15 protein-coding genes are annotated in these 19,274 nt (G+C 38.8%); 2 read left to right on the top strand and 13 right to left on the bottom strand.

Annotated elements, in window-relative coordinates:
• Window positions 1–65: 65 nt before the first annotated feature.
• Complete coding sequence (locus tag KH364_RS02715; protein ID WP_004696087.1) at window positions 66–251, bottom strand: 4-oxalocrotonate tautomerase; 186 nt, start codon at window positions 249–251, stop codon at window positions 66–68.
• A 132-nt stretch (window positions 252–383) separates the two neighbouring features.
• Window positions 384–2,426, bottom strand: coding sequence for an ATP-dependent DNA helicase RecG (recG, locus tag KH364_RS02710; protein ID WP_273298475.1), 2,043 nt, complete (start codon window positions 2,424–2,426; stop codon window positions 384–386).
• A 223-nt stretch (window positions 2,427–2,649) separates the two neighbouring features.
• On the opposite strand from recG, the gene rpmB reads away from it, so the two are divergent.
• Entirely contained in the window at window positions 2,650–2,838 is a 189-nt protein-coding gene (gene rpmB, locus KH364_RS02705; protein WP_008601135.1) for a 50S ribosomal protein L28, read from the top strand.
• 85 nt (window positions 2,839–2,923) lie between these two features.
• Here the strand turns inward: rpmB and KH364_RS02700 are convergent, their stop codons facing one another.
• The 9 genes from KH364_RS02700 to tyrS all read right to left on the bottom strand — a co-directional run bounded on the left by KH364_RS02700 (window position 2,924) and on the right by tyrS (window position 12,023).
• The gene (locus tag KH364_RS02700; protein WP_273298472.1) at window positions 2,924–3,913 is read right to left on the bottom strand and encodes a deoxyguanosinetriphosphate triphosphohydrolase; all 990 of its coding nucleotides are present in this window, start codon (window positions 3,911–3,913) and stop codon (window positions 2,924–2,926) included.
• Window positions 3,910–4,731 carry a pyruvate, water dikinase regulatory protein gene (locus KH364_RS02695; RefSeq protein ID WP_054748506.1) on the bottom strand — a complete coding sequence of 274 codons (822 nt, stop codon included), beginning with the start codon at window positions 4,729–4,731 and terminating at the stop codon, window positions 3,910–3,912. The genes KH364_RS02700 and KH364_RS02695 overlap by 4 nt, the downstream gene beginning before the upstream one ends.
• 10 nt (window positions 4,732–4,741) lie before the next feature.
• Window positions 4,742–5,371, bottom strand: coding sequence for a helix-turn-helix transcriptional regulator (locus KH364_RS02690; RefSeq protein WP_009351664.1), 630 nt, complete (start codon window positions 5,369–5,371; stop codon window positions 4,742–4,744).
• A gap of 98 nt (window positions 5,372–5,469) precedes the next feature.
• A complete protein-coding gene (ppsA, locus tag KH364_RS02685; RefSeq protein ID WP_273298470.1) occupies window positions 5,470–7,851 on the bottom strand; it encodes a phosphoenolpyruvate synthase in 2,382 nt (793 codons plus the stop codon).
• A 797-nt stretch (window positions 7,852–8,648) separates the two neighbouring features.
• The gene (locus KH364_RS02680; protein ID WP_273298469.1) at window positions 8,649–9,257 is read right to left on the bottom strand and encodes a hypothetical protein; all 609 of its coding nucleotides are present in this window, start codon (window positions 9,255–9,257) and stop codon (window positions 8,649–8,651) included.
• A gap of 18 nt (window positions 9,258–9,275) precedes the next feature.
• Window positions 9,276–9,737, bottom strand: coding sequence for a hypothetical protein (locus KH364_RS02675; protein WP_273298468.1), 462 nt, complete (start codon window positions 9,735–9,737; stop codon window positions 9,276–9,278).
• 3 nt (window positions 9,738–9,740) lie between these two features.
• The gene (locus tag KH364_RS02670) at window positions 9,741–9,983 is read right to left on the bottom strand and encodes a Zn-dependent protease with chaperone function (protein ID WP_273298467.1); all 243 of its coding nucleotides are present in this window, start codon (window positions 9,981–9,983) and stop codon (window positions 9,741–9,743) included.
• Complete coding sequence (locus KH364_RS02665; RefSeq protein ID WP_273298466.1) at window positions 9,980–10,597, bottom strand: CoA pyrophosphatase; 618 nt, start codon at window positions 10,595–10,597, stop codon at window positions 9,980–9,982. Before KH364_RS02665 ends, KH364_RS02670 begins: the two co-directional genes overlap by 4 nt.
• A gap of 217 nt (window positions 10,598–10,814) precedes the next feature.
• Window positions 10,815–12,023 (bottom strand): tyrosine--tRNA ligase, encoded by a 1,209-nt coding sequence (gene tyrS, locus KH364_RS02660; RefSeq protein ID WP_273298465.1) that lies wholly within the window; start codon window positions 12,021–12,023, stop codon window positions 10,815–10,817.
• Between the two features lie 159 nt (window positions 12,024–12,182).
• Between tyrS and KH364_RS02655 the strand changes: the two genes are divergently transcribed.
• The gene (locus tag KH364_RS02655) at window positions 12,183–14,273 is read left to right on the top strand and encodes a penicillin-binding protein 1A (RefSeq protein WP_273298463.1); all 2,091 of its coding nucleotides are present in this window, start codon (window positions 12,183–12,185) and stop codon (window positions 14,271–14,273) included.
• Window positions 14,274–14,394: 121 nt separating this feature from the next.
• Here KH364_RS02655 and KH364_RS02650 read toward each other — a convergent pair whose 3' ends face one another.
• Window positions 14,395–16,833 carry an endonuclease MutS2 gene (locus KH364_RS02650; RefSeq protein WP_273298461.1) on the bottom strand — a complete coding sequence of 813 codons (2,439 nt, stop codon included), beginning with the start codon at window positions 16,831–16,833 and terminating at the stop codon, window positions 14,395–14,397.
• Complete coding sequence (locus tag KH364_RS02645) at window positions 16,787–19,210, bottom strand: U32 family peptidase (RefSeq protein ID WP_273298460.1); 2,424 nt, start codon at window positions 19,208–19,210, stop codon at window positions 16,787–16,789. Before KH364_RS02645 ends, KH364_RS02650 begins: the two co-directional genes overlap by 47 nt.
• Window positions 19,211–19,274 lie beyond the last annotated feature (64 nt).

The following is a 19,274-nucleotide window of genomic DNA, read 5'->3' as shown; positions in this document are numbered from 1 at the left end:
TTTCCGTATAATAAAACAAAACTACGACCCGCCTAGTCCCTATGGACTAGGCGGTCAGTCGTAGCTTAGCGTTCAGACCGCAAAATGCCGCCTTCCATATAATCATCTTTTTTCATATCTACGAAGATAACTTTTACTGCATCAGCAGGAACATTCACGATATCAACCGCAGCTTTAGTGATAGCTTCACCTAATTGTTTCTTTTGTTCTTTTGTGCGCCCTTCAACGAGCTCTACATGGATAATTGGCATATTAACCTCCATAGATGAAAAAATGAAATAAATTGTTTGTTCTATTATACGGTATGAGGAACATATACACAAGGGAAAAAGCCAGATAAAATCTAATATTATCGATACTTATGTACTTATTATTCCTACCTCTTAATTATACAATATTCTTAGGAATTTTTCACCAAATCTTTTTTCTAATTCTTCTTTCATGACAGATTCTAATGTTTCCATACCAAATTGACTTGCAAAGTCTAGTACATCCTTGCGCGCCTCCACTAGAATTTCAATATCTTTAATGATATTAGCAACCCGTAAATCAGGTAAGCCCGATTGAGCTAATCCAAATAATTGACCTGATCCGCGAAGCAATAAATCTTGCTCCGCTAGTTCAAAACCATCTTGAGTTTGTTCCATCAGCTTCAAACGCTCTTGACTTACGTCATTTTTTGAATCACTTACGAGGATACAGTAGGACTGATGAGAACCCCGACCTACACGGCCACGCAACTGATGCAATTGAGACAAGCCAAATCGCTCAGCCCCTTCAATACACATGATGGTCGCATTAGGTACATTGACACCAACCTCGATAACCGTAGTGGAAACTAGTAATGAAATGTTTCCATTGTGAAATGCATTCATTACTTCATCCTTTTCACTAGGTTTCATTCGACCATGAACGAGTCCCACTTCATAGGCCTTGTAAAAGTACTCTTTTAGTTCTAAATACAATTCTTCTGCAGCTTGCAAGTCTAATTTTTCTGACTCTTCAACGAGTGGACATACTACGTAGACTTGGCGCCCTTCCGCCATCTCCTTACCAAAGAAAGCCCGTAGTCGATCTTTATAAGAACTATCTACAGCATAGGTTTTTACAGGCTTACGACCTGGTGGCATCTCTTTAATCAAGGATACTGCCAAATCACCATACACAGATAATGTCATGGTTCGAGGAATCGGTGTAGCCGTCATGATAAGCACGTGAGGATACGTACCCTTCTGTTGCAACCGAGCCCGTTGTTCTACACCAAAGCGATGTTGTTCATCAATGATAACAAGTCCTAAGTTGTGAAAGTTAACACCTTCTTGAATAAGAGCATGGGTGCCAATAATCATATGAATCGATCCATCAGCTAACCCTTCATAGATACGTTCTTTTTCTTTTTTTGTAGTAGAGCCCGTTAACAGCTCTATGGTAATCCCCAAATTACCACACACTTCTGTTATACCTTCGTAATGTTGTGCCGCCAAAATCTCCGTTGGAGCCATTAACGCCCCTTGGTACCCATTTTCAATGGCTTTCAATAAACTCAACGTAGCTACAACAGTTTTACCAGAGCCTACATCACCTTGTAATAACCGTTGCATAGGACGTTCATCTTCCATATCGATACGAATATCCTCTAATGCACGCTGTTGATCACCGGTCAACGAAAATGGTAGATTTTCAATGCATTTAGCCATTAACTCTCCATTAGGTCCCATCTTCGGACCTCTATGGCACTGCTCTTTATTACGCAACAACGCTAAGCCCGCTTGCATGACAAATAACTCTTCATAAGCGAGTTGATGACGAGCCTCTTCGTAACGCTCAGAGGAATCGGGGAAATGCATCATCTTAAATGCATCATACCGACTCATATAATGGTGAGCCTCCCGAACCTCTTTAGGTAAAATCTCAGGTAAATCATGATTAGCGGCAAACCAATTTCGTACCGACGAACGCACAACAAATTGAGATACCCCATCAGCCAACGCATAAATAGGAACGATACCTCGATCAGGCTCCCCACCATCTCCCAAGTTTTCTATTTGTGGCGTATTCATCTGCATAGAGCCATATTGAAATTCCGCTTTGCCATATGCATATAAACGCTGCCCTTTTTTGTAAAAGTTCTTCTTATAGCCTTGGTTAAATAGCACAATCTTTAAAGGACCTGTACCATCTGCAATGACTACCTCTAAAATAGACAATCGAGGGCGAGGACGTTTCTCTTGAACTGCTATAACAGTACCTACTACTCCACCAGTCATGCCAGATTTTAAATCACCAATTCTATAAATCGTACGGCGGTCTTCATAGGTTCTTGGGAAATACGTTAACAAGGATGTTATATTGGTAACTCCCAACTTATGTAATTGTTTCTCTCGACCAGGACCAATCCCCTTTATGGTCGTCAACCGTTCATCCATAGAAACTCCTTTAAATATACGATAAACACATGAGATATATCCAATTTCTGTATATCCTTGTGTAAAAGCCCACTCATATCATAGAATATGATATATAGTATACCTTATATTGTAGTATATTTCATAAAAAGAGCAATATGTACGATAAAAATACTTGCTTTAACCTACTCTTTATGATAATATACTTTTGTTATGTTATAGATTAAGCTTGGAGGTGGAAACTATGGCAAACCTTTGCGAAGTATGTGGCAAATCCACATCTAGCGGTATGAACGTGAGTCATTCTCACATTCGCACAAGAAAAACTTGGAAACCGAACATTCAAAGAGTACGGGCGGTTGTAGACGGTGCTACTAAAAAAGTAAACGTATGCACTCGCTGCCTTCGTTCTAATAAAGTTACACGCGCGTAAAATAAAAAGTACATGTACTCTTTGGGGTTCTAGAGCCCCAAAAAAAGCAGTTAGTTCAATTTGAACTAACTGCTTTTTTTGTTATTTATAAGGTAATATTTGGAATATAGTATTGTTTAAAGAGCTTAATAGCATATTGATCTGTTAAGCCTGCTACATAGTCTACTACATCGAGTGTAGAATAAAATTCCTTACCACTTTCACACCCTTCCATATCATCTGGGTGCTCCATAAAGTGAGTAAATAAATTTTTTACTACATGGGATGCCTTTTTACGATCAGGAATTAACGCTGGTGCCAAGTAAACGTTTTTAAACATAAATTGGCGGAATAGATTCATAGTCATTTCCACATCACTGGACATAGATATGGCTGGCTTGTCTAAGGATTCTCGTACCATATCCTCTACCATGGCTGTAATCATACTAGATGGAGTCATACCGAAATGCTCGCGCACTTCAAAAGGTAACTCCTCAGCGGTCAACATACCTGCCCGTTGTGCATCGTCAAAATCATGACACAAATAAGCAATGCGGTCTACGATACGAATGATTTGACCTTCCAAAGTATCAGGGATATGTGCCCCTGTATGACCTACAATACCATCACGTACAGCAGTCGTTAAATTAAGACCTTGGTGGTCGCCATGCTTTTCTAAGACTTCAACCATACGCAAGCTTTGCTCATTATGATTAAAGTGCCCCACCATGTCGCGCAATGCATATTCACCGACGTGACCAAATGGCGTATGTCCCACATCGTGGCCCATGGCAATAGCCTCTACAAGATCTTCGTTTAAACGCAATGCACGTGCCACAGTGCGCCCAATTTGACCTACCTCAAGGGTATGAGTCATACGCGTCCGATAATGGTCGCCTGGTGCAATATACACCTGTGTCTTATGCTTTAACCGTCTAAAACATTTACTGTGAATAATGCGGTCCCGATCGCGTTGGAACGCTGTTCTAAGTGGATCGGGAGCTTCCTCTACATCACGGATGGCATCGCGGCTTTTAGCTGCATAGGGGGACAGGAGCAAAGCCTCCCGTTCCTCTATTTGTTCTCGTATATTCATCTACCCTCCGATGCGCGGTTTTTATCGATTAACTGCATCACAAGAGAAGCTGTTTCTTCAATGGATTTATTAGAAACATCTAATACTTGGCAGTGCAAACGGCGCATAATAGCTTTCGCATATTCTAGTTCAGCCTGAATACGCTCAATGGATGCATAGTTTGCTTCGTCTTCAAGACCGATAGCGCGTAAACGTTCACTACGAATATTATTTAATTTGAATGGGTCAATAATAAGGCCTACAATTTTTTTTGCTGGAATTTTGAATAACTCCTCTGGCAATGGTACTTCAGGTACCAACGGCAAATTAGCAGCTTTAACTTTTTTATACGCCAAGAACATAGATAATGGAGTCTTACTAGTTCTAGATACACCAATAATAACTACATCGGCCTTTTCAAAACCAGATGGATTTTTACCATCGTCATATTTTACGGCAAATTCAATGGCTTCCACCTTTTTAAAATACTCTTGGTCAAGCTTATGAACCATGCCTGCTGTCATACGTGGTTTTGTAGTCGCCACAGTGCCTACTGCATCGAGTACAGGCCCCATGATGTCTACAGCAGGAATGTTGTACTCTGCTACCTTCTCATGGAGATATTTGCGCAAAGACTCGGACACGATAGTATGACAAATAACGTGATGACCTCGTTTTGCATCGTCTACGATTTCGTCGATTTGGCTTTCACTATCGATATAAGGAATGCGCACAATTTCAATTTGTTCCTTATCATATTGACTCGCCGTAGCTCGCGCTACAGCCTCTGCGGTTTCCCCTAGAGAATCCGATATTGCATAAATAATTTTTTCTGCCATTCTATCAACCTCAATGTATGCTACATTCTAAAAATACTTTTGCTACCGTCGTTTTTGACACGCGGCCCACGACCTTTAAGCGTTTCTTGTTCCCTACGTCCTCGCGAACGACAACAGGTAAACAATCTACTTCATAATCTATCATCTTCTGTGCCGCCTCTACTAACGTATCGGTAGGCTCCACAGTTATAACCTTACTAACAGGGGTCATGATCATAGATATAGGCATGGCGTGCGAATCTGTTTGTCCCATAGAGGCGCGCAGTAAATCTTTTCGAGATACGACACCTACTAAATACGAGTCGTCACACACTAAAATCGTACCTACATCCTCTGTAAATATAGTAACAATCGTGTCATATAAACTAGTTTCCCCACTAACCACGACTGCTTGAGATAATACATCACTTACCAGAAATGACTTTAATCGCTCAGCCGTTTGTGTTTCCTTTGAAAGTCCTACGTAGTAATAACCTACATTTGGTCGCGCATCTAGCACACCTAACATAGTTAATACAGATAAATCTGAACGCAATGCAGATCGTGTAACCTCTAAATGTTCAGCAATGGCACTGCCTGTCACAGGTCCTTCTTCACGAACGATTTGAGCAATTTGTTCTTGTCGTTTCGACAGTTTCACACGGTAACCCCCTTTCATCTCTGTTTGTATTATATCCTAAGTTACCATTCAGAAAAAGAGGAGACCTACGGGCCTCCTCTTTCACCATAACTATATTATTACCAATTTAGTTCGTCAGATTCTTGACGACCACGACCAGTCATAGCATCGAGCATAATTCTTTGTTCGATTTGAGCCACCATTTTCTTAGTGCTCACAACCGCATCTGGGTTAACAGAAATGGAGTCGATACCGCTCTTCACGAGGAATTCGCAAAGTTCAGGGTACACGCTTGGTGCTTGGCCACAGATGGATACAGTTTTGCCATCTTTATGCGCCACTTCAATGAGATGACGAATTGCTCTGCGAACTGCTAGATTACGTTCATCATAGATATGTTGAACTGTTTCGTTATCACGGTCACAACCGAGAACGAGCATAGTCAAGTCGTTAGAACCGATGGAATAACCATCTACGTATTTATTGAATTGATCAGCTAAGATGATGTTAGATGGAATCTCAGCCATTAGCCATACTTTGAAGTCTTTACTGCGAGCAAGACCTTCTTGAGCCATTAAATTAGTTACTAATTCAGCTTCCTCTACAGTACGGCAGAATGGAATCATAACTTGTAAGTTTTTGAAACCAAATTCATTGCGTACTTTTTTGATTGCTTCTAATTCTAATTTGAAAGCAGGTGTGTATTTTGGATCATAGTAACGGGATGCACCACGCCAGCCAAGTAATGCACTGGATTCATGTGGTTCGTATTTGTCGCCACCTTTAAGATCGCGGTATTCGCTAGATTTGAAGTCGCTCAAGCGAACTACTACTTGGCGAGGAGCTAAGGCTTGGCACACTTTACGCATACCTTCAGCCAATGTATTTACAGCAAAATCACTGCGGCCTGTTTCGATAAGGTGTAATGGATGCTCGTGAATGAAAGTAGTCCAAATGAACTCTTCACGCATTAGACCAATACCATCACATGGCAACACGCCATGTTTTTCAGCCAAATCAGGATCGCCTAAGTTCATGTAAATTTTAGTGCCTGTTACAGGAACAGATTCAGCAACAACGCCTGCAGTAGCTTGTGCTTCTGGTTTTTTAACGATATCTTCTAATACGCCATCGTATACGATGCCATTTGTAGCATCAACAGTAATCATTTGACCATCTTTAATGGATGTTGTTGCTTCATGGCTACGGCTCTTAGTACCTACGATACAAGGAATACCAAGCTCACGGCTAACGATGGACGCATGACAAGTCATACCACCAGCATCAGTAACAATAGCTTTAGCCTTTTTCATAGCTGGTACCCAGTCAGGAGCAGTCATAGCAGTGACAAGGATTTCGCCTTCTTTGAACTCATCAATATCCTCAGGGTTGATGATAACGTGAGCTTTACCGGCTGCATTACCAGGAGAAGCTGGTAAACCTTTTACAATAATTTCACGATTGCCAGTATCTAAAGTGTTAGCTTTCTCAGTTGTTTCTGATTTTTCTTTACGAGACCATACTGTTTCTGGACGAGCTTGTAAAATCCAAATCTTATCATCTCGCTCATCTACGCCCCATTCCATATCCATGTAACAACCATAATGTTTTTCGATTGCTTTTGCATATTTAGCTAATTCTAAAACCTGAGCATCTGTAATAACTTGTTTTTTAGCTTCATCTGCTGGAACAACTTCTTCAACGCAGTCTCCATCAGCTTTGCGAACTAAACGGATATGTTTGTCATTAATCATACGATCAGTAATTTCCATTTTATCTTTATCTACATGGAAATTATCTGGTGTAACTGTACCTTGTACAACATACTCACCAAGGCCCCAAGAACCTTCAATAAGGATGTTGTTATCATTGCCTGTTACAAGGTCAACAGTGAACATTACGCCAGCGGCTTTAGAGAATACCATCATTTGAACGGCAGCACTCAATGCTACTGTCATATGATCGAAACCTTGTTTTACACGGTAATATGTGGCACGGTCTGTGAAAGTAGATGCATAACATTCTTTTACTTTCTCGATGATAACATCAGCACCACGTACATTTAAATACGTATCTTGTTGGCCTGCAAAGCTTGCGTCTGGCAAGTCTTCTGCTGTTGCACTAGAACGAACCGCTACGAACGGATTTTCTTCGTTTACTTTTTTACCAAGTTCTTCATAAGCATGACGGATAGCATCTGCCAAAGCTTGTGGCATTTCTTCCTGACAAATCATACGGCGAATCTTAGCACACACTTCGCGCAATAATGCAGAATTTTCTACATCATCTAATGCATCAAGCTCAGCGCGGATTTTATCTTCTAAACCTGTAGCTTTCATAAACTCACGATAACCATGAGCAGTTGTAGCAAAGCCATAAGGAACAGGTACATTAGTGGAGGACGTCAATTCCCCTAAGGAAGAAGACTTACCACCTACTAAATTAACATCTTCACGTTGTAATTCATCAAACCAAAGTACGTATGCTGTTTCGCGATTCATGTGAGAACCTCCTAGTCAATTAGTGCAACACATTAAACCTTTTACACATAAATAGTATACCTTAATTTAAAATCTGTCAATTTTTATAGGCATTAATATGCTAATTAAACTGAATACAAACTAAAAAAGATGATTGCCTAATAATAGACAATCATCTTTTGAAATATAGTGATTAAAATGTAATAGTAATCTCTAATGTAGAGTATAAAATAAATATTATCATAGTGATAACTAAAAATATGAATTTGTTTATATTAGTTAAACGATATAAGGTCATAAAATGTAATATGCCAGTATAAAATATTACTATATTCCCTAATAAGCCCACAACATTCCAGATGAGAAAGCTCCAATTACCATCATCAAGATAATCTAAACTAAAAAAATAAGACTGTAAATTAAGTTTAATGCTAGCAAATAAATAGCATAGCCCCATAAAGTAAAGTGATATTATTATAAGTTTTTTCAGGGATATGGTACACCAGAATCGATACAAAATCCATAATAATACAACGGCTATGATTAATCTCAGTAAAAGATATATATAATCAATACCAAAAATAACTATAGTACTAAAGTATGAAAGTATCTCAACATCATTAATAAATGGTGCTATATGAAGAACATCAACACCTATATCACCCAAAACAAGTCGTAACAGCACCCAAGTTAAAGTATATAAACCTAAAGCACTTTTGAAAGTTGTAGCTTCAATTACTTGACTAATTCCAACAGATCGAGGATATATAAAGAGATTAATAAAGGTTTGTATCATTATAATTCCTTTCAAAGTGGAGTTAAGAGATTGACTGAATAAAAATATTTTGAAGTTCTGTAACACATAAAAGTACTACAATAACAAAAATAGCGATACCCAATCTATTAACTTTTGTTTGCTTATATAACAATACAATGAAGAGAAATACAATATAAATCTCTGATAAATTGGCTATAAAATTTAAAGAATCATATATAATCTGTGCCAAAAATGGTTTGGACAAATATAAAAACTGCATTGGATATAATAAGATTAATCTTATAAAACCAGGGATTTGCTGTAAACAAGATATTATTAATGATATCTTAAATAGTTTAATAAAACTTACCTCTGTCCAAAGAATAAAATTAGCCCAGCAGAGACAAGCTATAAAAAAACTAATTAAAATAAGACTAATAAAGTCAAGAATATATGGAAATAAATTAAATCCAATATATTGATCAATAGATAATGAATATACGGCACCCCAATATTTAACATTTCCACCAGCAAGCATCAGTAATAGTCGATTTATAAACCATAGCACACAAAAAAAAGAAAATAAAGACTTAATAGTTTCATTTTCCATTATGTAATTTGCACCAGTTGAAATAGGTTTAAATATTAATAAATGTAAAGATTTTTTCATAAAAATTAACTCTTTCGATTACTCTACCTTAGATTGCTCTCTTGTTTCTCCTGGTTGCAATAAGAATATATACATACCTAAACCAAGAAACTCAGAAAGCTCTTCATTTATGAGGCTACTTAATAAAGTAATTATTATAAAAATAGGGTATACCCAATATGGAAACCCTATATCATAGGCTCTTCTCATGCCAGTCATAAAAAAGAATGTAAATCCATAAATCCCAAAAGAATATCCCAAGATTAAGTATTTAATACCTTCAATAATATCTTTAGACTGCATTGCATAACTAAAAAAGTTAATTAGTAAAACACAACACATAAATGAAAATGCATTACCAAAAAAATAAAACAATCGGCCTAATGGCACTTTAGGATCTAAATATTTTATATGTTTAATTTTTCCCAATATCATTAATGCAATTGAAATCACAACACTTAAAGGAATCATTATATAACCAAGAAATTTTATTATTTCCATCTATTACACTCCATATAATGTTTTCATGACAAGTAATACTATGGCAATTAAGATATTTATAATAAACTGAGAATCAGCCGTAAGATTAGAAAACGTTAAAAGTAAAAATCCGCCACTAACAATAAATAAACTAATAATAGCAAATATGATTTCATAGTTTTCTAAACGACTATTTTCTTTATGTCTCTTATATAAAACATAAGCCACATAAATAATCCATAACCATGGAACAAATTCAGGTTTCATTTAACCACCTTATATATGTCTAAAAAGTTTTTCAGCACTCGCCCCGTTAGTCCCCATATGGTGTATTGTTCATAGGGATAGAAATAGACCGAGTAGTTTTGTCTAATTTTCCAATCGATATTGTAGCCTTCTAGTAAATAGAATGGAAAGTCCTTTAATGGTCTTGTAGCTATATCTAGATGACCTACGGTAGGTTCCATATTTAGCAGATATTGTAAAGGTACGGTAAACACTTCTCCTACTTCATCAGGATTTGGTTTTAAATCGCTTGTATGTAATCGTACTGCTACAGCATATAATTTGACACCTATCGCAGATACGAGACAATCTAAATTACCAAGTAATTCAATTTGATTTAGATTAATTCCAAGTTCTTCAGAGCATTCACGCATGGCAGCATGAGCACTGCTTTTATCATTAGGTTCACAGTGTCCACCAGGAAAGCTAATTTCACCGGGTTGACGGCGGAGTTTGTTACTGCGTACAGTAAACACGACATGATCTTCCCCATCGATTTCTAATAATGGAACCGCTACTGCCGCAGTTATAACATCGATATCTGTAAGAACAGTATGTTCTCGTTTTTCTAGGAAATTAGATAGTTTCTTGTCCATATATGGTCCTCTTATTTTATAGTAAAATGTATACGATATGTGTATAAATGTTTTATGTATCAAATTTGTATTTTATATTTATCTTTTATATTCATTATACATTAACTTGTACGTCAATTTTGAAGTTACTATTAATAGATACAATAGAGGAAAATCTTATAAGGAAAATAGACAGAAAAAACTGTGACGAGGTTCTGCACCCCATCACAGTTTTATATTAGTTAAATTTAATTTTTACAAATTTACGTTTACCTACTTGAACAATCATGCCCTCTTCAAGGGTAAGGTTTTCTTCTGTATATTTTTCACCATTTACTTTGAAAGCACCAGCTTTAATAGAGCGACGTGCTTCACCATTAGAGGCAGTTAAACCAGCATCTGTACAGAATTGTGGTACAAAGATTGGTTCAGTTGGCGCATCCATAGCATACTCGGGAATGTCTGTAGGCAACGCGCGTTGTTGGAATACGCGTTTGAATTCTTCTTCCGCTTCGAGAGCAGCTTCTTCGCCATGGTACAAACGAACGATGGTACGAGCCAATTGCATTTTTGCATCACGTGGATGTAATTCACCACTTTCAAGACGTTTTTCCATGTCCTCTTGCTCTTCGATTGGCATATCTGTAACGAGCATGAAGTAGCGCATCATCAATTCATCAGGAATAGACATTGCTTTACCATACATTTCTTTTGGCTCTTCATCGATACCGATGTAGTTGCCTAAAGACTTACTCATTTTTTGAACGCCATCAAGGCCTTCCAATAATGGCATTGTAATAACTACTTGTGGTTCTTGACCTTCTAATTCTTGTAAATGACGGCCCATTAACAAGTTGAAAGTTTGATCCGTACCACCAAATTCTACATCAGCCTGTAATGCTACGGAGTCATGACCTTGCATCAACGGATACATGAATTCATGTACGCCGATAGGACGACCTTCTTTGAAACGTTTACTAAAATCATCGCGTTCCATCATACGTGCTACAGTGTAAGAACTTGCTAAACGTAGTACATCAGCAAAATTCATAGATTCTAGCCATTCACTATTGTCGCGGACGATTGTTTTTTCAGGATCTAACACTTTGAAAATTTGTGTTTTATACGTTTCAGCATTCTTCAATACTTCTTCTTTTGTAAGTGGTGGACGAGTTACACTTTTACCAGTCGGATCACCAATACGTGCTGTAAAACCACCGATAACGATCACTACTTGATGGCCGAATTCTTGGAATAAGCGTAGCTTACGAAGTGGTACTGTATGACCTAAATGAATATCTGGAGCCGTTGGGTCCAAACCTAGCTTTATAACTAACGGTTTATTTTCCTTAATGGATTTCTCTATTTTTTTTACAAGATCTTGTTCGTTAATTAAATCTGCTACGCCGTGTTTAATTTGGCGCACTTGTTCTTGAGCACTAATCATGATAATCCTCCTAGAAATACTATTTATCTAGTATACCATTATCTAAAAACTTTCACAATTATATATATAGTATTGGTTTTAAGCCATTTATGATATAATATTTATAACTGCGTAATAGAATTTACGTTATATTTACTAAAAGAAAAAAGAGGTGACTCTATGAGTAGTAACTCAAATTCGAGATCCAATCGCCGCTCAAACGGCAATGGTTCTACACCGAAGAAAACGAGTCCTAAGCGTCTATTTTGGATTTGTGCTCTTCTCTTTATACTCATCGTAACCGGTGGTGGCTGTGGATTCATAAGTGCCACGTTATCTAATCTACCAGATGTATCTAATGTACGACCTTCTGCATCGTCTCAAATTTATGACGTGCACGGCAATCTCATTACGACGGTTCATTCCTCTGAAAATCGATTACCAATTCCATTGAAGGATGTGCCAAAAGATTTACAGAACGCCTTTGTAGCTACAGAGGACTCTCGTTTCTATACACATCATGGTATCGACCCAATTGGTATCTTGCGTGCTATATGGGTAAACATCGTACATAGCGGCGTATCTGAAGGTGGTTCCACAATCACTCAACAGTTAGCTCGTAATGCGTTCCTATCACAAGATAGAACATTTAAACGTAAAATTTCTGAAGCCTTATTAGCACTTAAAATTGAACAGCATTACACAAAGGATGAAATCCTTGAAATGTACATGAACCAAATTTACTTTGGTCAAGGTGCTTATGGTGTACAATCTGCATCTCACGTATACTTCGGTAAAGATGCCAGTCAATTGACACTTGCTCAAGCAGCTCTCATCGCTGGTTTACCTCAAAGTCCTAACTACTACTCCCCATTCAACGATTTGGAAGCTAGTAAAAAACGTCAATCAGTCGTGTTAGGCCAAATGGTAAAATACGGTTACATTACACAAGAGCAAGCTGATGAAGCACGCCAAGCAGATTTAGGCTTAGTGGCTAAACAAGAACAAACCCACGAAAAATCTAATGCATCTTACTTCATCAATTACGTAATTGCTCAAGTTTCTGAGAAATATGGCGATGATGCAATCTATAAAGATGGTTTGAAAATCTATACAACTCTCGATATGGATGCTCAAAATGCTGCAGTTGCAGCGATGCAAAACTTACCAGACTTCTATACTGATAAAAATGGTTTGCACCAACCGCAAGGTGCTATCGTAGCAATGAACCCTCACAATGGTTACATCGTAGCCATGGTAGGCGGTCGCGGTGATGACGCTTTCAACCGTGCTACACAAGCAGAACGTCAACCAGGTTCCGCTATGAAACCTTTCGTTTACTTGGCGGCTATTCAGTCTGGTAAAACTCCTGGTTCTATCGTTGAAGACAGTCCTGTTAGCTTCGGTAGCTGGAGCCCTAAAAACTATGAAAATGACTACGAAGGTAGCATGACATACCGCTACGCATTACAACATTCTCGTAACGTAGCAGCAGTAAAAATTGCTGACGAAGTGGGTATGACTAAGGTTATTAAACTTGCTAAAGAAATGGGTATCTCTACTCTAACTGATCAAGATTACAACTTGTCTACAGCACTTGGTGGTTTAACACATGGTGTTACCCCTCTTGAAATGGTACAAGCTTACGGCGTTCTCGCTAATGGCGGTATCAAAGTTCAACCTACGGCAATCCTTAAAATTGTAGATCGCAACGGTCAAGTTGTGGAGGAACACTCCATCCAAGAAAAACGCGTTGTAGACGAAAAAGATGCAGCAATCATTACAAATATGCTAGAATCCGTTATAAATGGCGGTACTGGTGGTAATGCCGCAATCGGTCGTCCTGCAGCAGGTAAAACTGGTACAACAGATGATTCCAAGGATGCTTGGTTCGTTGGTTACACGCCTGATTTAGTAGCTGCCGTTTGGATTGGTGATGACTATGGCTCGGAAACATTACGAGGCATGACCGGTGGTGACACACCTGCTATTATGTGGGGCCAATTCATGGCAAATGCGCTTGCCAATACCCCTGCTTCTGACTTCCCTGTTCCTTCTAGTGCTCAATCAGCAATCGCTGAAGGTTATTTCAATCCTGTGAAAGTACAACCTAAAAAAGACGACAAAAAGGACGATAAAGCAGATAAAAAAGACGACAAAGATAAACAAAAAGATGAAAAAGTAAAAGAAGAAGATCAATCTTCTAAGGAAGAAGTATCTGAACCAAAATCTAATTCATCGAAAAACAAAAAATCTAAAAAAGACCGTTAATACTAATAGCGACGTCTAAAAAAGGTAGTAAGTTCTTTTGAACTTACTACCTTTTTTGTTCCATATTCAAATACCATTCTAAATATGATCTTATTATTATATTGTACAAGTGACTTATTTGTTACTTAAGCACTACGTTGGTAGCCCCTGCACCACCTTCATCATAGCCTGCTGTTTCAAAGTGGGCTACATGAGGCAAGGTACGCAAATATTGGTGAACCCCTTCACGCAATGCACCTGTTCCCTTACCATGAATGATACGCACTTGGTTTACGCCACCTAGCAAGGCTTGATCGATAAATCTACCGACAGATACAGTTGCTTCGTCTACTGTTTGACCAAGAATATTGATTTCTGTACGAACCTCTTTTTGACGTTGTACAGCAGAACCACCCATACGTTTTCGTGTTTTAGGCATAGCCGCTTTTTGTTCACGTTCTAATTTATTGCCCTCTTCACGTGTGGTAGATTGCAATTCATTAACCTTAACTGTTGCAGTTAAGCCATTAATGTCTACATTTACACGATTACCCTTCATAGATAATACGGTACCTAAAGAACGTAAGGTCGTTACGAATACAACTTGTCCAACCTTAACTTCATCCGCAGTTAATGTCTTACGATCATCATCGACTGGTGCATCTGGCACATGAACATTAGAGATGCCTTTACGCGCCACATTGATAGCAGACTGACGTTTATCCTTATTCGTTTCAGAGAATTGCGACTTCAATTGCTTGATAATCGCTTCCCCTTCAACACGTAAACTGCGCTTCATAGCTTCAGCATCAGCTTGAGCTTTAGCTAAGATTTGTTTGCGTTTTTCGTTAAACTGTTTCTTTTCCTTCTCTAATTGACCACGCATGCGACGTGTTTCATCGAGCTCTTTCTTTAAGGCTCTTTCCCGTTCAGACGCTTTACGAAGTTGCTCATTCAAATCTGAAAGAACTTCTTCCATTTCATGGCTACCAAATTGAGATTTATACTCTGCCGCGCGCGTTACGATATCTTTTGGCAAGCCTAGACGGGCCGCAATGCTCAATGCATGGCTACTACCAGCTACACCGATATGAAGTCGATATGTTGGTTTTAAGGTGCGCTCATCAAATTCTACATGGCCATTTTCAATACCTTCCGTATGGTACGCATAATTTTTAAGCTCATTATAATGAGTACTTACCATCATAAGAGCGCCCTTTTTACGGAAGAATTCAAGGATAGATACCGCTAATGCACTACCTTCCTCTGGATCAGTACCAGAACCAAGCTCATCTAGTAATACCAAATCATTAGGACCACAATGTTTAATGATGGAAATTACTTGCGTCATATGAGCAGAGAACGTACTAAGGCTAGCCTCAATACTTTGTTCATCCCCAATGTCAGCAAAGATATTATGGAATACTGGCAACATTGAACCGTGATCAGCAGGGATAAATAGACCACATTGGTTCATTAAACTCAATAACCCTAATGTTTTAAGGGATACTGTTTTACCACCTGTATTAGAACCAGTAATCAATAGAATCCGATATGATGTGCCTAATAAAATGTTGGTAGGCACCACCACATTCGGTGGAATTAATGGATGACGAGCTCTCATGAGATTAACTGTTCTATCAGTACTCAAGATAGCTGGTACACCCTTATAAGAAATAGCAAGGCTCGCCTTACCATATACAAATTCGATATGGGACACCTTTTCACAAGCATCCATCAAATCATTACTATGCTGTTTAACAAGGGCAGACAATTCACGGTAAATACGCAATACCTCTTGCTCTTCACCAATCAAAGCCTCTTGTAATTCATTATTTAGATTCACCAAACGCATCGGTTCAATATAGAGTGTTTGACCCGTTGCAGAACGGTCGTGAATAAGACCATCAAAATATTGGCGATATTCCTGTTTTACAGGGATTACATAGCGATTGTTACGCTGTGTAATAATTGTTTCTTGGAAATACTTCTGATTATCCTTGTCGTGTAAGATAGCTTGAATATCATTTTTAATCTTTTCCCGAGTTTTGATAATCGTATTTCTAAGGCTCGCCAACTTAGGAGATGCTGTATCAAGCAATTCCCCTTTATCATCAAAGACGCGTTTAAATCGGTTTTCAATGCGATCTGTATTTGGCATATCCTGTACCCATAAGGATAGCAATGGATATTCCATATATTTCGTTCTAAAGAACTTTGTCATCCGCTTATAGGCACCAATGGTTAAATAAATATCCCACAATGCTTCACGAGTAAGGACAAAGTCTTTGCGACTCTTTTTACAGGACTCACGAATATCTCGTGTTCCACCTAGCGGTTGTTCTACCTCTGTTTGCAATGACCGCATTGCCTCTGCCGTTTCATCAAGATGCTCTTGAATTTGTTTTGAATCAATCATAGGCTCAATGGTCATAGCCAATTCTTTAGCTATAGCAGAACTACAATGCTGTTGTAATTGTTCTTTTATATGGTGAAAGTCTAATACATCTTCGTTAAACAATGTACTACCTCTTTTATAAAATACCTCTAAAATAGTGGCCCCTTGTAATAGGCGTATCATCTTTGCCTACACTCTTTGGTGGAGCCTCTTTTGTTCCATTTTGAATGGATACATAATCTGCTACGATAGTACGTAATCTCTTTGGATCCATATGACGTCCATCGATGCGCAAAATATGTAGCCCTTTTCGATGTAACTCTGGTACGTAAGCACGCATATCCATTTCATGACTGTTCATGATGTGCATGCGGCAATATGGATCTGTGCGAAGCGGGAATACTTCCCCTTTACGATCCTTTAATGCGTAATCTTCTGTTACGCACGGCATTGGACAGTTTTCCTTTTTACCGGTCCCTACAAAGCTAGCGATGGCACAGTATTCAGAAATCATCATTTCCGTATAACCATGAACCATGATCTCTAATGGCAAATTAGTAGACTTTTGTAAGCTTACGAGTTGCGCCAATGTTAACTCTAGGGACGGTGCTACGCTGCTCATATGTAAATCTTCCCATACTTGTAAGGCAAAGCCGTTAAATATGTTAAGACCTGTATCAGCTTCAATAGCACCTGTATACCCTAAGTCACGAAGCCACAATAATGATTGTGGGACGTGAATAGAAATGCTATCTGGTTTCGCCTCAACTATGGCCTTAAGGGTATTCATATACGCCTTTACTTCATCATCTTTCACAACCCGAGGGGTAGCAAATGCACAAAGTACATTATGGTCTTTGCAAAGCTTAGCTACCTGCTCGTAGATGCTAAGTTCATAAGGCTTACGTTGTAAACGGTCACCACCGAAGATAATCTTCTTAGCGCCCCCTTCAATGGCTGCTTTCACAGCCTCTAGCTCATCAACGCGAGCACTCACCATAGGCTCAGAATATTGAAGCTTACCCTTAGCAACCATAGATGACATATCTTGAGGCTCTGCAGCTAGCTCAGCCCAAGCCGTTTCATGGTCTGTAATCAACAAGTTTTCTAGTGCCTCTACAGCATCGCGGCGCAATGCATTTAACACACTAGCTGGCCACATATAAGGCCCATCAGGAATAGACATAGAGCCAAGCGTAAACAATGTATTTCCTAATCTACCTACTTGGTCTGTAACCTTCTCTAATGTAGTCGGTTTATTATTCGCATAAACAGGTTCAAACTCATTAGATACTGTCACAGTACGACCATCATTCAATACAAAGGTAAGGTCTGTGCAAGGTTGTTCTCGGTCTGTATTAATAGATAGATAACCATGTACCTCTAATTTAGCAGTGAAATCTTGTAAGCCTCGTTGCTTTTGAGCTTTAGGTGGTGATGCAAGGAATACTTGTCCCGCTGCAAAGCCTTCATCGGGATTACCTACAAAATGTTTATCATCAAGGGTAGACCAGTTCTGATCAATCTGATAGTAAGTAATACTACCAGAGGCTTGCATTACCTTTAAAAGTGATCCTTTTTCAATTGGTTCTGTTAGGAATAAATGAACTTGTCCTTTTTTAACCTCTGCCTTACCAATTGGTTTTCCCTGATTATTTGGGGCCACCACGGTCATCATGGATTTCCCTACATGATCTGTTAAGTAATCTGTAGAGAAGCCACGATTAAAGCCAGACGCCAATGCAGCGGCATCAGCAGCATCCATATGAGCCGTATCTAAAATATGGCGATAGGTCCCAATAACTTGGCGTACATAGGAAACCTTCTTCATACGCCCTTCTACCTTAAAGGATTTTACGCCAGCTGCTACGAGCTCATTCATATGCTCACTATAGTTAAGATCTTTAGGGCTCAATAAATAAGCTTCGTGTTTAGGTAGTAAACTAGTACCCGATGAATCTAGTAATTCATAAGGTAAACGGCAAGGTTGTGCACAAGCACCACGGTTACCACTACGACCACCAATGAAGGAACTCATCAAGCATTGACCAGAATAGCATACGCATAAGGCGCCATGTACAAAGACTTCAATTTCAGCTGTACAGTTCTTACAAATATGTTCGATTTCAGGGAGGCTCAATTCACGAGCCAATACAACACGGGTAAAACCGAGGCTTTCATAAAAACGAACTGCATCAAGAGTAGCAGCCGTCATTTGCGTACTACCATGTAAATGCAATTTTGGAGCCACTCGTTGCGCCAATTTAGCAACTGCTAAGTCTTGAACGATAATAGCATCCACACCAATTCGTTCTAAGTCCTTTAAATACACCTCGAGAGCCGTTAGTTCAGAGTCACCTATGAGGATATTTACTGTTACATATACGGACACATCTAGAATATGAGCCAATCGAATAGCCTCAGCCAATTCTTCAATACCAAAGTTTGCTGCATGAGCTCGGGCATTAAATCCTTTACCGCCGAGGTAAATCGCATCCGCTCCAGATTCTAAAGCGGCCATAAAGTTTTCCATCGTACCGGCAGGAGCCAATAATTCCATGGACAATCCTTTCTACCTAACTAAAGGTATAACTATAGTACTAAAAGGGTTTACCATACGGTAA

The sequence above is a fragment of the Veillonella sp. oral taxon 158 genome (genome assembly GCF_018376515.1).
Classification (GTDB): Bacteria; Bacillota; Negativicutes; order Veillonellales; family Veillonellaceae; genus Veillonella; species Veillonella rogosae.
The sequence above is the reverse complement of the archived record's forward strand: the minus strand, read 5'-3'. Positions and strand labels throughout refer to the sequence as shown.

Bases quoted from the DNA above. Each gene is read 5' to 3' on its own strand.
- ppsA (WP_273298470.1), bottom strand. From the start codon at position 7,851: ATGAATCGCGAAACAGCATACGTACTTTGGTTTGATGAATTACAACGT.
- KH364_RS02665 (WP_273298466.1), bottom strand. From the start codon at position 10,597: ATGGACAAGAAACTATCTAATTTCCTAGAAAAACGAGAACATACTGTT.
- KH364_RS02680 (WP_273298469.1), bottom strand. From the start codon at position 9,257: ATGAAAAAATCTTTACATTTATTAATATTTAAACCTATTTCAACTGGT.
- rpmB (WP_008601135.1), top strand. From the start codon at position 2,650: ATGGCAAACCTTTGCGAAGTATGTGGCAAATCCACATCTAGCGGTATG.
- KH364_RS02695 (WP_054748506.1), bottom strand. From the start codon at position 4,731: ATGGCAGAAAAAATTATTTATGCAATATCGGATTCTCTAGGGGAAACC.
- KH364_RS02650 (WP_273298461.1), bottom strand. From the start codon at position 16,833: ATGATACGCCTATTACAAGGGGCCACTATTTTAGAGGTATTTTATAAA.
- KH364_RS02670 (WP_273298467.1), bottom strand. From the start codon at position 9,983: ATGAAACCTGAATTTGTTCCATGGTTATGGATTATTTATGTGGCTTAT.
- tyrS (WP_273298465.1), bottom strand. From the start codon at position 12,023: ATGATTAGTGCTCAAGAACAAGTGCGCCAAATTAAACACGGCGTAGCA.
- KH364_RS02645 (WP_273298460.1), bottom strand. From the start codon at position 19,210: ATGGAATTATTGGCTCCTGCCGGTACGATGGAAAACTTTATGGCCGCT.
- recG (WP_273298475.1), bottom strand. From the start codon at position 2,426: ATGGATGAACGGTTGACGACCATAAAGGGGATTGGTCCTGGTCGAGAG.
- KH364_RS02655 (WP_273298463.1), top strand. From the start codon at position 12,183: ATGAGTAGTAACTCAAATTCGAGATCCAATCGCCGCTCAAACGGCAAT.
- KH364_RS02700 (WP_273298472.1), bottom strand. From the start codon at position 3,913: ATGAATATACGAGAACAAATAGAGGAACGGGAGGCTTTGCTCCTGTCC.
- KH364_RS02675 (WP_273298468.1), bottom strand. From the start codon at position 9,737: ATGGAAATAATAAAATTTCTTGGTTATATAATGATTCCTTTAAGTGTT.
- KH364_RS02715 (WP_004696087.1), bottom strand. From the start codon at position 251: ATGCCAATTATCCATGTAGAGCTCGTTGAAGGGCGCACAAAAGAACAA.